The sequence below is a fragment of the Burkholderia sp. Ac-20392 genome, from assembly GCF_017104585.1.
GTDB lineage: Bacteria > Pseudomonadota > Gammaproteobacteria > Burkholderiales > Burkholderiaceae > Burkholderia > Burkholderia lata.
This window is the reverse complement of sequence record NZ_JAAGPB010000209.1, coordinates 1-14228: the sequence shown is the minus strand read 5'-3', so window position 1 is coordinate 14228 and position 14228 is coordinate 1. Positions and strand designations below refer to the sequence as shown.

Here is a 14228-nt window from a genome sequence, read left to right as displayed (position 1 = left end):
CGCGGCGCTCGTGGCCACCGCGCCCGAAGCGCGCGGCACGCCGGTGCTCGTACGCGGCACGTTCGGCGCCGACGCCGGTGCGATCGGTGCGGCCACGCTGCCGATGTTCTTCAACTTCTCCCCGCGGGCCGGCATCCTCAAGGGCGCCCGCACCGACTCGCAGGAGGTCAACCATGTCGCGATCTGAGTCGCCCCGCCCGTTGCTCGAGATGCGCGGGATCAGCAAGACGTTCCCGGCCGTGCGCGCGCTCGACAACGTCAGCCTGACCGTCTATCCCGGCGAGATCCATTCGCTGATGGGCGAAAACGGCGCGGGCAAATCGACGCTGATGAAAATCCTGTCGGGCGCATACCGCGCCGACGCCGGCGGCGAGATCCTGATCGACGGTGCCCGCATCGACATCGACGGCCCGCTTGCCGCGCGCGATGCGGGCGTCGCGGTGATCTACCAGGAGCTGTGCCTGTCGCCGAACCTGAGCGTCGCGGAAAACATCTACATCGGCCGCGAACTGCGGCGCGGCAACCGGCGCTGGGGCACGATCGACCGCGCAGCGATGGCGCGCGGCTGCGAGGACGTGCTCGCGCGCCTGGGCGCATCGTTCGGGCCCGACACGCTCGTCGGTACGCTGTCGATCGCGGAGCAACAGCTCGTCGAGATCGCGCGCGCCGTGCACACCCGTGCACGCATCCTCGTGATGGACGAGCCGACCACGCCGCTGTCGTCGCGCGAGACCGAACACCTGTTCCGCCTGATCCGCCAGTTGCGCGAGGAAGGTCTCGCGATCATCTACATCAGCCACCGGATGGCTGAGATCTACGAACTGTCCGACCGGGTGTCGGTGCTGCGCGACGGCACGTACGTCGGCACGCTGGAACGCGCTTCGTTGTCGGCCGAGCGTCTCGTCGCAATGATGGTCGGCCGCGACATCTCCGGCTTCTACAAGAAGGAACACGCGCCGTACGACCCCGGCCACCTGCTGCTGTCGGTCCGCGACATCGCCGACGGTGCGCGCGTGCGCGGCTGCAGCCTCGATCTGCACGCCGGCGAGGTGCTCGGCATCGCGGGGCTCGTCGGCGCAGGCCGCACCGAACTCGCGCGGCTGATCTTCGGCGCCGAACCGCGTGTGCGCGGCGACGTAAAGGTGGGCGAGCGCACGTTCGGCGCGCACTCGCCGCGCGACGCGATCGATGCGGGCCTCGTCTATCTGACCGAAGACCGCAAGCGCCAGGGCCTGTTCCTCGACATGAGCGTGCGCGACAACATCAACATTTCGGTCTGCAACCGCGACGCGCGGCTCGGTGCGCTCGATCTCGCGCGCGGTGCCGAACGCGCGCAGGACGCCATTGCGTCGCTGTCGATCCGCGTGCCGAACGCGAACGTCAACGTCGGCGCGCTGTCGGGCGGCAACCAGCAGAAAGTGCTGCTGTCGCGCCTGCTCGAGACGAAGCCGCGCGTGCTGATCCTCGACGAACCGACCCGCGGCGTCGACATCGGCGCGAAATCCGAGATCTACCGGATCATCAACGAGCTGGCCCGGGCCGGCGTGGGCGTGATCGTGATTTCGAGCGAACTGCCGGAGATCATCGGTGTCGCCGACCGCGTGCTCGTGATGCGCGAAGGCGAGATCGCCGGCGAACTCGGCGGCTACACGCAGACGCCCATCACGCAGGAAGCCATCATCGCGCTCGCCACCGGCTCGCAAGCCGAAGTCGCCGACGCGCACTGAGCCTCGCCCTTTTCATTTCCTTCTTACATTCAGGTTACCGAAATGATCAACCCGACCAAGCAGCGGAACCTCGCTTCCGCGACGGCCCAGCCGGTGGCCACCCGTACGCCGCTATTGCGCGGCGCCGATCACCGCGCCCGCATGCAATCGCTGATCCGCACCGCCGGCATGCTGCCGGTGCTGCTGGTCCTGTGCATCGGCTTCGGCTTCCTGACCGACGGTTTCTTCACGCTGCAGAACCTGTCGATCGTCACGCAGCAGGCGTCGATCAACATCGTGCTCGCCGCCGGCATGACCTTCGTGATCCTGACGGGCGGCATCGACCTGTCGGTCGGCTCGGTGCTCGCCGCCGCCGCCGTCGCCGCTCTGCTCGCGTCGACCATCCCGGGCTGGGGCTGGCTCGGCGTGCCGTTCGCGCTCATCGTCGGCCTCGTGTTCGGCGCGATCAACGGCGGCCTGATCTCGTTCCTGCGCCTGCCGCCGTTCATCGTCACGCTCGGCGCGATGACGGCCGTGCGCGGCGTCGCGCGCCTGATCGGCAACGACACGACCGTGTTCAATCCGCAGTTGCCGTTCGCGTTCATCGGCAACGGCACGATCCTCGGCGTACCGTGGCTCGTCGTGATCGCGTGCGCGGTCATCGCGATTTCGTGGTTCATCCTGCGCCGCACGGTGCTCGGGATGCGCATCTATTCGGTTGGCGGCAATCCGGAAGCCGCCCGCCTGTCGGGCATCAACGTGCGGGCGATCCAGATGTTCGTGTATGCGGCGTCGGGTCTGCTCGCCGGCCTCGGCGCGGTGATGTCGGCCGCGCGGCTCTATGCGGCCAATGGCCTGCAGCTCGGCCAGTCTTACGAACTCGACGCGATCGCCGCGGTGATCCTCGGCGGCACGAGCTTCGTCGGCGGCGTCGGTTCGATCGTCGGCACGCTGATCGGTGCGCTGATCATCGCGGTGCTGACGAACGGCCTCGTGCTGCTCGGCGTGTCCGACATCTGGCAGTACATCATCAAGGGGCTCGTGATCATCGGCGCGGTCGCGCTCGACCGCTACCGCCAGCGCGATTCCGCGCGTACCTGAACCCCTTCCCGTCCATTCAATCTTGCGGCGCAGGCCGATCCCTGCGCCCGCTCGCCAAGCAACTTCACGGAGACACAACGACATGTTCAAGCACAAAGCCGCCCTGACCGCCGTCGCCTGCGCACTCGCCTTCGGCGCTTCCGCCGCGCACGCGGCCGACAAGCCGCTCAAATCGATCGGCGTCACGGTCGGATCGCTCGGCAACCCGTACTTCGTCACGATCGTCAAGGGCGCCGAGGCGCGCGCCAGGCAGATCAACCCGAACGCGAAAGTCACGGCCGTGTCGGCCGACTACGACCTGAACAAGCAGTTCACGCAGATCGACAACTTCATCTCCGCGCACGTCGACATGATCCTGCTCAACGCTACCGATCCGAAGGCGATCGAGCCGGCGGTGAAGAAGGCGCAGGCGGCCGGCATCACGGTCGTCGCGGTCGACGTCGCGGCGGCGGGCGCGAATGCGACCGTGCAGACCAACAACGTGAAGGCCGGCGAGCTGGCATGCGACTACATCGCGAAGAAACTCAACGGCAAAGGCAACGTGATCATCGAGAACGGCCCGCAGGTATCGGCCGTGATCGATCGCGTCAACGGCTGCAAGACCGTGCTCGCGAAAAACGCCGGCATCAAGGTGCTGTCGAGCGACCAGGACGGCAAGGGCTCGCGCGAAGGCGGGATGAACGCGATGCAGGGCTACCTGACGCGCTTTCCGAAGCTCGATGCGGTGTTCACGATCAACGACCCGCAAGCGATCGGCAGCGATCTCGCCGCGAAACAGCTGAACCGCCCGGGCATCGTGATCACGTCGGTCGACGGTGCGCCCGATATCGAGGTCGCGCTCAAGTCGAATACGCTCGTGCAGGCGTCGTCGAGCCAGGATCCTTGGGCGATGGCGCAGCAGGCCGTCAACGTCGGCTACGGCATCATGAATGGCCAGAAGCCGGCCAACCCGATGATCCTGATCGAACCGACGCTCATCACGCGCGACAACGTGAAGAGCTACAAGGGCTGGAGCACCCCGCGCTGATCGAGCCGCCCGTCCGCCCACGCAACCGGGCAGTGCCAGGCCGCGTCGCAACGTGCGACGGCCCGCACGGCCCGTCTTTTCAGATCAATCGCTGCATGGCCGCGCACAACGCCGCGGCACAAGGTTCGACATGACGACGACGTTTCCCCGCCTGATCGTATTCGGCGAAGCATTGACCGACTTCATCCGCGACGACGCGCAGCACTGGCACAGCGTCGCCGGCGGCTCATGCTGGAACGTCGCGCGCGTCGGTGCACGACTCGGCGTGCCGACGGCCTTCGCCGGCACGGTCAGCCGCGACACCTTCGGCGACGAGCTGATGCGCAAGAGCGCCGACGCAGGGCTCGACCTGCGCTTCATCCGGCAGGTCGATCGCGCGCCGCTGCTCGCGATGGTCGTATCGAAGCAGCCGCCCCATTACTTCTTCATCGGCGAGAACAGCGCCGATCTCGCATTCGATCCGGCGGACCTGCCCGCCGGCGCACTCGACGCGGCCGAGATCGTGCACGTGGGTTCGCTCGGTGTCGTGCGCGAGCCGCTCGCGTCGCGCCTGATCGAGGTGGCGCAAGCTGCGCGGGCGGCCGGCAAGCGGATCTCGTTCGACCCGAACTTCCGCGCGCCGATGGCCACGCCGTCGTATCGCGACACGCTGCGCAAGCTGGCCGGGCTCGCCGACTGGATCAAGGTATCGGACGAGGATCTGCGCGGGCTGTTTCCCGAACTCGATGAAGCCGCCGCGCTCGCGCAACTGCGCACGTGGGCGCCCGACGCGGCGATGCTCGTCACGCGCGGCGCATCGGGCATGCAGCTCCTGCATCGCGACACCGTGCTGTTTCAGCCCGCGTTCCCGACCGACGTGGCGGACACCGTCGGCTGCGGCGATGCGAGCATCGGCGGCTGGCTCGCGAGCCAGCTCGCGCGTCCCGATGCATCAGCCGCCGAGCATTTGCGCTACGCAGCCGCGTGCGCGGCGGTCGCCTGTGCGCATGCAGGCGCCTATGCGCCGACGGCGGCCGAAGTGACCGACATGATCGATCGCTGCGCCGACGCCGTGGTGTCGCAATAGCACGCGCCGGCGCGCCGCCTCGTCACGCGGCGGTCGTGCCGTCGCTGCCGTCCGGCGGCATCCCGGCCTGCAGCAGTTGCAGGCTCTCGTCGACGCTCAGTTCGGACATGGCATCCTCGTGCAGCGTATCGTCGGCCGCGCGACGCAACGCATGCAGCGCGTGCACCTTGAGCCGCACGATGGCGAGCCGCAACCCGCGCGCCGTGCATTCGGCCGCGAACGTGCGCAACGATTCGATCGTCGTGCTGTCGACATCCGGCGTTTCCTCGAGGCTCAGCATCACGGTATGCGCGTCCGGCTCGGCCTTCATCAGCGCACGCACGCGGTTCAGCATCCGGTCCGCATTCGCGAAGAACAGTTGCGCCTCGGGCCGCACGATCAGCACGCCCGGCACCGGCTTCGCGTCGGCATGGCTCGCCACGTCGACGAAATCGTGACTGTCGCGCAGCCTGCCGAGCACGCTGACGTTCGGTTCGGACAGCTTGCGCAGCGTCAGCAGCAGGCTCACGCCGATGGCCGCGAGCAACCCGTGCAGCACGCCGAGCACGAGCACCGCGAGCAGCGCGGCGATCACGACGAGCCGGTCGCGATGCCAGGCCCAGTACGGCCGGAATACGGACGGATGCAGCGAGTGGCTGACCGCGAAGATCACGATCGCCGCGAGCACGGGCTCCGGCGTGCGCGCGAGCTGCGGCAGCAGCAGCCAGACGATCAGCGCGACCACGCCCGCCGCCCACAGGCCGGCAAAGCGCGACTGCGCACCGGCCGCTTCGTTTGCCGAGGTCGCCGAATACCCGGCGCCGACCGGCATCCCGTGCAGCAGGCCCGACACGAGATTCGCGCAGCCGAGCGCGACGAGGTCGCGGTTCGGCGACACGCTGTCGCCATGCTTCAACGCGAAGTTGCGGATCGATCCGTACGATTCCGCGTACAGGATCAGCATCAGCGCGAATGCAAGCTCGATGGTCTGCATCCACGCGTTGCGGTCGAGGGTCGGCAGGCCGAACTCGATATGCTTGAAATCGATATGACCGACGATCGCAATCCCGTATCGCTGCCAGTCGATCGCATAGCCGGCCGCGATCGACAGCACGATCACGACGAGCGTCGCGGGCACGCGCGAGCTCCGCCCGAGCGCGAACAGCAACGCCAGTGCGATCGCACCGAGCACGACGCTCGCAAGGTTCGCATGCGGCGCGCCGGTGATCAGGTCGAGCGCGACATGCGGCGCATCGCTGTGCTGTACGGAGATCGCAAGAATCTTCGGCAACTGCTTGATGACGATCGTCAGCGCGAGGCCGAACGTGAAGCCGCGCAACACGGGCCGCGCGACGAAGTCCGACATGCCGCCGAGCCGCGCGGCACCGGCCAGGATGAACAGCACGCCCGTCATCGCGACGAGCGCGGCGGCGAGCGCGAGCTGCGCGGCAAGCGCCATCCCCGACTCCGCGAGTACGGTCGCCGCGAGCACGGCGGCCGACGACGACGTCGACGACACGATCGCGAAGCGGCTGCTGCCGGTGAGCGCATAGACGACGAGCCCCGACAGCAGCGCGATGAGACCGGCCTGTGGCGGCAGGTTGGCCAGCCCCGCGTATGCGACCGCCTCGGGAATCAGCAGGCCCGCGATCGACAGGCCGGCCAGCGCATCGAGGCCGATGCGTCGCGTGGGCGGCGGCGAAGCCGCGTCGAGCGCGGCGAAATGGTCGGCATGCTGCGGGCCGGCATCGGGGCGGATCGGGGCGGTCGTCATGAGGGGGTCAGGGCTTGACGGTGATGACGCCCGACCAGCCGGGCAGATAGCGTGCGTCCTGCTCATGTGCGCGATGCAGTGCGATGTCGAGCGCCTTCGCGAAGTTCTTGCGGATCTGGTCGAGCGACACGTGCTGACGCAGGTAGTCGGCCCACAGGAATTCGCTGAACGGCGTCGCATCCTTCGCATAGCCGCCCGCCGTGCGCAGCTCGCCGGCAAGGCTGCGGTACGGATCGTCCACGAGCCCCGTCAGCGCCTTCGGCAGATTCTCGTAGTCGCGGCGCGTGCCGTCCGCGCCGAACGGGTGCACCCACTGGTTGTGTTCCATCATCCGCCAGAAGATCGTGTCGTCGAGCCACGACAGATCCTTCAGCAGCATCGCGTTCACGCGCGCCTCGCCTTCCTCGATCAGCGCGAGGCCGAGGTGGTGGTGATCGGTGATGTAGTGCAGCCCGTCCGGGCCGAGCACCGCCGGGAACCAGTGCGATTCGATCGCGGCCTTGCGCGCGCGCTTGCTGAGCGCCTTCCAGTGCTTGCGCTTCGCCTTGACTTCGCGATAGCCGACCGTCATCTGCGTGGGACGCAGTTCTTCCAGCTTGACGGGAATCAGGTGAACATCGTTGCCGAGAGCCATGGTCGTACCCCATGTTGCGAAATTCCGGCAACGATACTCCTGATCGCGCGGGCCGTTAATACGTCATGACCTCGATACGCCACCGGTTGACGATCTCTGACACCCTCCCGCGCACTCGCGGCGCCGCGCTATGCGCGCAGATCGTTGCGTTCGAGACGATGTCGAATGTAAGGAATGCCATCGTGCACGACGCTCACGCGACGCATCCCGAGCTTGCGCGCGACATTCAGCGAACCGCTGTTGGCCTCCGCGATATCGGCGATCACACGCGGCAGGCGCACGGTGTCGAAGGCGTGGTGCACGACGGCTGCCGCTGCCTCGCTCGCGATGCCACGCCCCCATGTCGCACGCACCAGCCGCCAGCCGATCTCGACGTCGCGCGCACCGTCCACGTAGTCGGGAATCAGCAGGATCCAGCCGATGAACGCATCGGGCGCGGCCTTCTCGAAGATCGACCAGTAGCCGAGGCCCGGCGGATAGTCGCACGTGATCCGGTGCGTGACGAAGCGCCGATGCTCGACGGGATCGTGCCACGGCCCCGCGATGTGCCGCGTGACCTCGGGATCGCGATCCATCTCGATGCACGCATCGAGGTCGGCCAGCACACGCGGACGCAGCCACAGCCGCGCAGTTTCGAGCACGGGCAGCGTGGCGGCGGAACGTTCGGTCATCGGGACTCCTGATTCGGTGATGGTACGCACGAGCGCATTACAAAACAGATACAAACAGCCTTCCGGAATGATACAGATGCCTGTCGCGTGTTTCGTGCGACGGCGTTTCCAATCCCGAAACAGTTCATTTCCTAGGGATTATTCCCGATTCGACGTTATCGCGCCCCACATCGTCCGGTGTCGCGGCCTACACTCGATCAATGCCCCCGCACCGCGCGCAAGCCGGCCGGCATCCGCATGCACATCGTAAGCGCGCAAGCCAACGAGGAGACCTCGGACATGAGCTGGACCCGCGAACAACGCAACGTCACGATCGCCGCCTACCTCGGCTGGACACTCGATGCGTTCGACTTCTTCCTGATGGTCTTCGTGCTGAAGGACATCGCCGCCGAATTCGGGTCGACGATTCCCGCCGTCGCGTTCGCGCTCACACTGACGCTCGCGATGCGCCCGCTCGGCGCGCTGATCTTCGGCCGGCTCGCCGATCGCTTCGGCCGCCGCCCGACGCTGATGGTCAACATCGCGTGCTACTCGCTGCTCGAACTCGCATCCGGTTTCGCGCCGAGCCTGACCGCGCTGCTCGTGCTGCGCGCGTTGTTCGGCGTCGCGATGGGCGGCGAATGGGGTGTCGGCTCGGCACTGACGATGGAAACCGTGCCGACCCATGCGCGCGGCTTCGTGTCGGGGCTGCTGCAGGCCGGCTATCCGAGCGGCTACCTGCTCGCGTCCGTCGTGTTCGGCCTGTTCTACCAGTACATCGGCTGGCGCGGGATGTTCATGGTCGGCGTGCTGCCCGCGCTGCTCGTGCTGTACGTCCGCGCTCACGTGCCCGAATCGCCGGCGTGGAAACAGATGGAGAAGCGCCCGCGCCCGAGCCTGGGCACCACGTTGCAGCAGAACTGGAAGCTCACGATCTACGCGATCGTGCTGATGACCGCGTTCAACTTCTTCTCGCACGGCACGCAGGATCTCTATCCGACGTTCCTGCGCGAACAGCATCACTTCGATCCGCATACCGTGTCGTGGATCACGATCGTGCTGAACATCGGCGCCATCGTCGGCGGCCTGTCGTTCGGCGCGATCTCGGAGCGGATCGGCCGGCGTCGCGCCATCTTCATCGCGGCGTTGATCGCCCTGCCCGTGCTGCCGCTGTGGGCGTTCTCGAGCGGCCCGGTCGCCCTCGCCGCGGGGGCGTTCCTGATGCAGATCTCGGTGCAGGGTGCGTGGGGCGTGATCCCGGTTCACCTGAACGAAATCTCGCCCGACGAGCTCCGCGCGACCTTCCCGGGCGTCGTCTACCAGCTCGGCAACCTGCTCGCGTCGGGCAACGCGACGATGCAGGCCTCGCTCGCCGTTTCGAACAACAACAATTACAGCTTCGCGCTCGCGCTCGTGGCCGGCATCGTCGCCGTCGTGATCGCCGTGCTGATCCTGTTCAGCCGCGAGCGGCGCGGCATCGACATGACGCAATCGGTCAATACGCGTAGCACGGTCACCTGAACCCGCGCATTGCCGCACCGCATCATCGCGCGTGCCCCGTCCCGCCGAGGGCACGCGCGATACTTTCCGCATTCGCACATCGAACTAGAGGAATTTGTCCAGATTCCCTGCTTGCCCGCTCCGTCCGCGATTTTTTATCTTAATAAAAACGACTGTTTGAATCAGACAAACAAATCACCAGTTCGCGGCCGGGCGACCGGCATGGGAGGCGGGACATGGCAGTAAGTCAGGAGGGACGGCCATCCGCGGGACGGCCGTCCGGGGCACGGTCATCCGGCACGCGGCAGACCGGCGGGACGAAGGCGCGCATCCTCGATGCGGCCGAGGATCTGTTCATCGAGCATGGCTTCGAGGCGATGTCGATGCGCCAGATCACCTCGCGCGCGGCGGTCAACCTCGCCGCGGTCAACTACCACTTCGGCAGCAAGGAAGCATTGATCCACGCGATGCTGTCGCGCCGGCTCGACCAGCTCAACCAGGAACGCCTTGGCATCCTCGACCGCTTCGATGCGCAACTCGGCACGCACATCACCTGCGAGCACGTGCTCGGCGCGATGTTCATTCCCGCGCTGAAGGCATCGCGCAATCCCGAGCGCGGCGGGCCCGGGTTCCTGCGGCTGATCGGTCGTGCGTACACCGATCCGTCACCGTTCGTGCGCAACTTCCTGACCGCGCACTACGCGAGCGTCGCGGGCCGCTTCTTCGACGCGTTCCAGCGCGCGTTGCCGCACCTGCCGCGCACGGAGCTCGGCTGGCGGCTGCACTTCGCGATCGGCGCGCTGTCCGGCGCGCTCGCGGGCGCCGAGACGGAAAGCCTGATCGACGAATTCTCGCAGGGCCGCACGATGAACGACGTGCAGATGATCGCGCGACTGTCGTCGCTGATCGTCGCCGCCCTGAAAGCGCCGATGCCCGACAGTGCGCAACTGTCGATCTTCGCGGCCGTGCTCGACGACGCGGGGGCCAGCGAAGCGTTCGGGCTGCCGCAGTCGGCTGCGACCGCCGTCGATACGGCGACGCTGCATTCCACGAACTGAACGCGCGAGGCCACGCGCGGCTTCCTGTTCACGATTTGATTGAAACGCGCGGTCGGGCGGGGCGTCGAGGCGCCCCGTCGATCGACCGTGCGGCACGGGGCACGGGCCGGCGCTGAAGCGCCCGCCCTCGCCGAGAGCAAAGACCGGAGACTCGTCATGTCATCTTCCGCAGCAACCGCAGCGGCCCAGGTTCCGCCGAACACCGACGGCATCTGGTACGCGTCATACCCGCCCGGCGTCCCGCACGAGATCGACGTCACGCAATACGCATCGCTCGTGCAGTTCTTCGACGAATGCACGAGCCGCTTCGCCGAGCGCGTCGCCTACGTGAGCGCAGGCGCGTCGATGACCTATCGCACGCTCGCGCAGAAAGTCGACGCGTTCGCGTCGTACCTGCAAAGCATCGGCATCAAGCCCGGCGACCGCGTCGCGATCATGCTGCCGAACACGTTCCAGTACCCGGTCGCGCTGTTCGGCACGCTGAAGGCCGGCGCGATCGTCGTCAACGTCAATCCGCTCTACACGGTGCGCGAACTCGCGCACCAGCTGAAGGACAGCGGCGCGCAGACGATCGTCGTGTTCGAGAACTTCGCGCGCACGCTGCAGGACGCGCTGCCGGAAACGCAGGTGAAGAACGTCGTCGTCACCGCGCTCGGCGACCTGCTCGCCGACGGCTTCAATGCAAAAGGACGCCTGATCAATTTCGTGCTGAAGCACGTGAAGAAGCTCGTGCCCGCCTACCACCTGCCGCAGGCCATCCGGTTGCGCTCCGCGCTCGCGCTCGGTGCGCGCGGCAAGCCGCAGCCCGTGCAGATCACGCGCGACGACCTCGCGTTCCTGCAATACACGGGCGGCACGACCGGCGTCGCGAAAGGCGCGATGCTCACGCACGGCAACCTGATCGCGAACCTGCTGCAGGCGAAGGCGTGGATCGCCGACCAGGTCTCGGGCGACGTCGAAACCGTGCTCACGCCGCTGCCGCTGTATCACATCTATTCGCTGACGGTGAACGCATTCATCTTCATGGGGCTCGGCGGGCGCAACATCCTGATCGCGAACCCGCGCGACATGACGATGGTGATGAAGATCATCCGCAACGAGACGTTCACGGGCATCACCGGCATCAACACGCTGTACAACGCGTTCCTCGACAACGAGGAATTCCGCAAGCGCGATTTCTCGAAGCTGAAGCTCGCGATGGCCGGCGGGATGGCGATGCAGCGTGCAGTCGCGGAGCGCTTCCAGCAGGTGACGGGGCGGCCGGTCGTCGAAGGCTACGGCCTGACCGAGTGCTCGCCGATCGTCACGATGAACCCCGTGGACCTGAACGACATGGCCGCGTTCAGCGGTTCGATCGGCCTGCCCGCGCCGTCCACCGTCGTGCGCTTTCGCCGCGAGGACGGCACCTGGGCGCCCATCGGCGAACCGGGCGAGCTGTGCGTGCACGGTCCGCAGGTGATGCGCGGCTACTGGCAGCGCCCCGACGAGACGGCCAAGGTGATCGACGCCGACGGCTGGCTCGGCACCGGCGACATCGGCGTGATGGACGAACGCGGCTTCATCCGCCTGATCGACCGCAAGAAGGACATGATCCTCGTGTCGGGCTTCAACGTGTATCCGAACGAGATCGAGGAAGTGCTGGTGATGCATCCGGGCATCAGCGAAGCGGCGGCGATCGGCATTCCTGACGAGGTCCAGGGCGAACGGATCAAGGTGTTCGTCGTGCGCCGCGACCCGTCGCTGACGGTCGACGACGTGCTCGCGCACTGCCGCAAGAACCTGACCGGCTACAAGATGCCGAAATTCGTCGAGTTCCGCGACGCGCTGCCGCAGACGAACGTCGGCAAGATCCTGCGCCGCGCGTTGCGCGACGAGGAACTCGCCAAAATCAAGGCCGCGAAGCAAGGCTGAACGATCCATCGCCCCCGGAGACGCCGTCGATGAACGAAGGAAAGAAGCACCACGCGCGGCACGCCGCCGCCGTGGCAGCGGCGTGCATGCTGTCGCTCGCCCAGACTGGCCTGCATGCGCAGGAAACGGCCAGCGCCGCGAGCGCGGCGCAGGAGGTCGCACTGCCGGCGGATCTCGCGAAAGTCGTACGCGAGCCGGTCGCGCAGCAGGCACGCTGGCTGCGCACGGCCGCGCAACGCGGCACGCTCGTGCAACTCGACGACGCAACGCTCACGGCGCTCTTCAAGGCACTCGATCCGCTCGCCGTGCCGCTCTATATCCGTAACGGCCCGAACGGCTACCCGTCCTACCAGTTCACGATGGTGCGCCAGGAGCGCATCAGCGGGAAATGGTCCGATACGCCCGACCGCATGCTCGTGAAGACCACCCGCGAACCGCTGCGCGTCTATGCGAAATGGCTGCCGGGCGGCGCGCATGCCGGCCAGGAGACCATCTACGACACGACGCAGCGCAAGGACGAGATGTACGGACACCTTGGCGGCCTGCTCGGCAAGATTCCGCTGTGGACGGCAATCGACGGCGCACTTGCGCGCGCCCAGTCGAATCACCAGGTGAAGGATCTCGGCACCGAGTTCATCACGAACCTGTACCTGACCGAAGGGAAGAAATATCTGGAAGCCGGCGTGCAGCGGCCGACCGATGTGGAAGCCAAAACGATCAACGGCGTGCGCGTCGTCGCGCTCACCTACGAAACGCCGACCGGCCGGCCGCAGTTCTACGCGAAGAAGGAAGTCCTTGGGCTCGACCTGCACGCGCCCTATTTCCGGACCGTCGAGTCCTACGACAACGACGGCAAGATCTTCGAACGGATCGTCATCGAGAAAATCGCGCCGGCGACGCTCGACGACACCGCCTTCGACCCGAAAAACCCCGACTACGCGTTCTGATGCGCGCCGTCAGGGCTGGCCTCGGGCTCAATCGTCATCGTCGTCGCCATGGTGCCGGTGCCAATGCTTGTAGTAGTGCTTGCGCCATTTGCGATAGCGATCGTCGTCGTCATCGCCGTCGTAGCCGTATCCATAGCCCGGATAGGCGACCACGGCCGGTTGCGGCGCCACATAGACCGGAGCCGGCTCGACATAGACCGGTGCGACCGGGACGCCGATGCCGACCGACAGGTCGACATGCCCTGCCATCGCACTGCCGGAAGCCAGCAACGCCACGCCCCCGACCCACCCTGTCCATCGCCTCTTGTTCATGTTCTGAATCCCTGATAAGCCGGCCCGCCCGGCTCGCGCAACCAATGTATGCGCCGCGCACGAGCCAAGGTGATACGGCACTGCGAGAGTCGTAACGCGGCGTAACGAAATCGCATTAGCCGTTTGGCCGAATCGCGAAAATGCGCTGGAACGTCTATAGTGGGTTACGGTTCGACACAATCACGACTGCGCGCTCCCTGATCGAACAGGGTAGAATCCCGCCAAACACCTTGTGGACGAACACGCCACACACACGCACAACATATTCTCTGACGCAGGCTCCTGCCGCACCTCAATGGCCAATCCCGCAGAATCCCATCCGCAAAACGACTTCATCAATTCGGCGCGCAAGGAACGTAAGCGCGTTGAAATCTATCTCGTCAACGGCATTCGTCTGACGGGGTGTATCGAGTCGTTCGATCAGTACCTGGTGATGCTGCGCACCCCCGTGGGTCTGCAAGGCATCTACAAGCGCGCGATTTCCACGATCCAGCTCGACACGGGCGGCTCGCGCCCGGGCGGCAGCGGCCCCCGCGGGCCTCGCACCGGCGGGCGCCCCGGCG

At 66.6% G+C, this 14228-nt stretch carries 13 protein-coding genes and 1 pseudogene; 10 read left to right on the top strand and 4 right to left on the bottom strand.

The genetic code is table 11. The features are described from left to right. The 5 genes and pseudogenes from G3N99_RS21900 to G3N99_RS21880 all read left to right on the top strand — a co-directional run. A pseudogene (locus G3N99_RS21900) lies at nucleotides 1-187 on the top strand (N-acylmannosamine kinase); the annotation flags it as partial. Further along, nucleotides 174-1727 carry a sugar ABC transporter ATP-binding protein gene (locus G3N99_RS21895; RefSeq protein ID WP_174934367.1) on the top strand — a complete coding sequence of 518 codons (1554 nt, stop codon included), beginning with the start codon at nucleotides 174-176 and terminating at the stop codon, nucleotides 1725-1727. The pseudogene G3N99_RS21900 and the gene G3N99_RS21895, both read left to right, overlap by 14 nt. Before the next feature lie 42 nt (nucleotides 1728-1769). After that, complete coding sequence (locus G3N99_RS21890; RefSeq protein ID WP_011351839.1) at nucleotides 1770-2807, top strand: ribose ABC transporter permease; 1038 nt, start codon at nucleotides 1770-1772, stop codon at nucleotides 2805-2807. 82 nt (nucleotides 2808-2889) lie between these two features. After that, nucleotides 2890-3834: an ABC transporter substrate-binding protein gene (locus G3N99_RS21885; RefSeq protein WP_174934097.1), complete on the top strand. Its 945-nt coding sequence runs from the start codon at nucleotides 2890-2892 to the stop codon at nucleotides 3832-3834. A gap of 130 nt (nucleotides 3835-3964) precedes the next feature. Then, nucleotides 3965-4900, top strand: a complete 936-nt coding sequence (locus G3N99_RS21880; protein ID WP_206123454.1) for a carbohydrate kinase — start codon at nucleotides 3965-3967, stop codon at nucleotides 4898-4900. Between the two features lie 22 nt (nucleotides 4901-4922). On the opposite strand, the gene G3N99_RS21875 is transcribed toward G3N99_RS21880, so the two are convergent. The 3 genes from G3N99_RS21875 to G3N99_RS21865 form a co-directional block, all read right to left on the bottom strand. Beyond that, on the bottom strand, nucleotides 4923-6653 hold the full coding sequence (locus G3N99_RS21875; protein ID WP_174934374.1) for a SulP family inorganic anion transporter: 1731 nt from the start codon (nucleotides 6651-6653) through the stop codon (nucleotides 4923-4925). A 7-nt stretch (nucleotides 6654-6660) separates the two neighbouring features. Beyond that, nucleotides 6661-7287, bottom strand: coding sequence for a ParB-like protein (locus tag G3N99_RS21870; RefSeq protein ID WP_206123453.1), 627 nt, complete (start codon nucleotides 7285-7287; stop codon nucleotides 6661-6663). Between the two features lie 128 nt (nucleotides 7288-7415). Further along, the gene (locus tag G3N99_RS21865; RefSeq protein WP_206123452.1) at nucleotides 7416-7958 is read right to left on the bottom strand and encodes a GNAT family N-acetyltransferase; all 543 of its coding nucleotides are present in this window, start codon (nucleotides 7956-7958) and stop codon (nucleotides 7416-7418) included. Nucleotides 7959-8237: 279 nt separating this feature from the next. Between G3N99_RS21865 and G3N99_RS21860 the strand changes: the two genes are divergently transcribed. The 4 genes from G3N99_RS21860 (at nucleotide 8238) to G3N99_RS21845 (ending at nucleotide 13353) form a co-directional block, all read left to right on the top strand. Beyond that, the gene (locus tag G3N99_RS21860; RefSeq protein ID WP_174934380.1) at nucleotides 8238-9458 is read left to right on the top strand and encodes an MFS transporter; all 1221 of its coding nucleotides are present in this window, start codon (nucleotides 8238-8240) and stop codon (nucleotides 9456-9458) included. Between the two features lie 215 nt (nucleotides 9459-9673). Continuing rightward, complete coding sequence (locus G3N99_RS21855; protein ID WP_089494738.1) at nucleotides 9674-10495, top strand: TetR/AcrR family transcriptional regulator; 822 nt, start codon at nucleotides 9674-9676, stop codon at nucleotides 10493-10495. Between the two features lie 156 nt (nucleotides 10496-10651). Further along, nucleotides 10652-12406, top strand: coding sequence for an AMP-binding protein (locus G3N99_RS21850; RefSeq protein ID WP_174934382.1), 1755 nt, complete (start codon nucleotides 10652-10654; stop codon nucleotides 12404-12406). Between the two features lie 29 nt (nucleotides 12407-12435). Continuing rightward, nucleotides 12436-13353 (top strand): DUF1571 domain-containing protein, encoded by a 918-nt coding sequence (locus tag G3N99_RS21845; RefSeq protein WP_206123451.1) that lies wholly within the window; start codon nucleotides 12436-12438, stop codon nucleotides 13351-13353. 27 nt (nucleotides 13354-13380) lie between these two features. Here the strand turns inward: G3N99_RS21845 and G3N99_RS21840 are convergent, their stop codons facing one another. Next, nucleotides 13381-13665, bottom strand: a complete 285-nt coding sequence (locus tag G3N99_RS21840) for a hypothetical protein (RefSeq protein ID WP_174934386.1) — start codon at nucleotides 13663-13665, stop codon at nucleotides 13381-13383. A 295-nt stretch (nucleotides 13666-13960) separates the two neighbouring features. On the opposite strand from G3N99_RS21840, the gene hfq reads away from it, so the two are divergent. Continuing rightward, on the top strand, nucleotides 13961-14228 hold a 268-nt coding region (gene hfq / locus G3N99_RS21835; RefSeq protein ID WP_205815581.1), incomplete at its 3' end, for an RNA chaperone Hfq.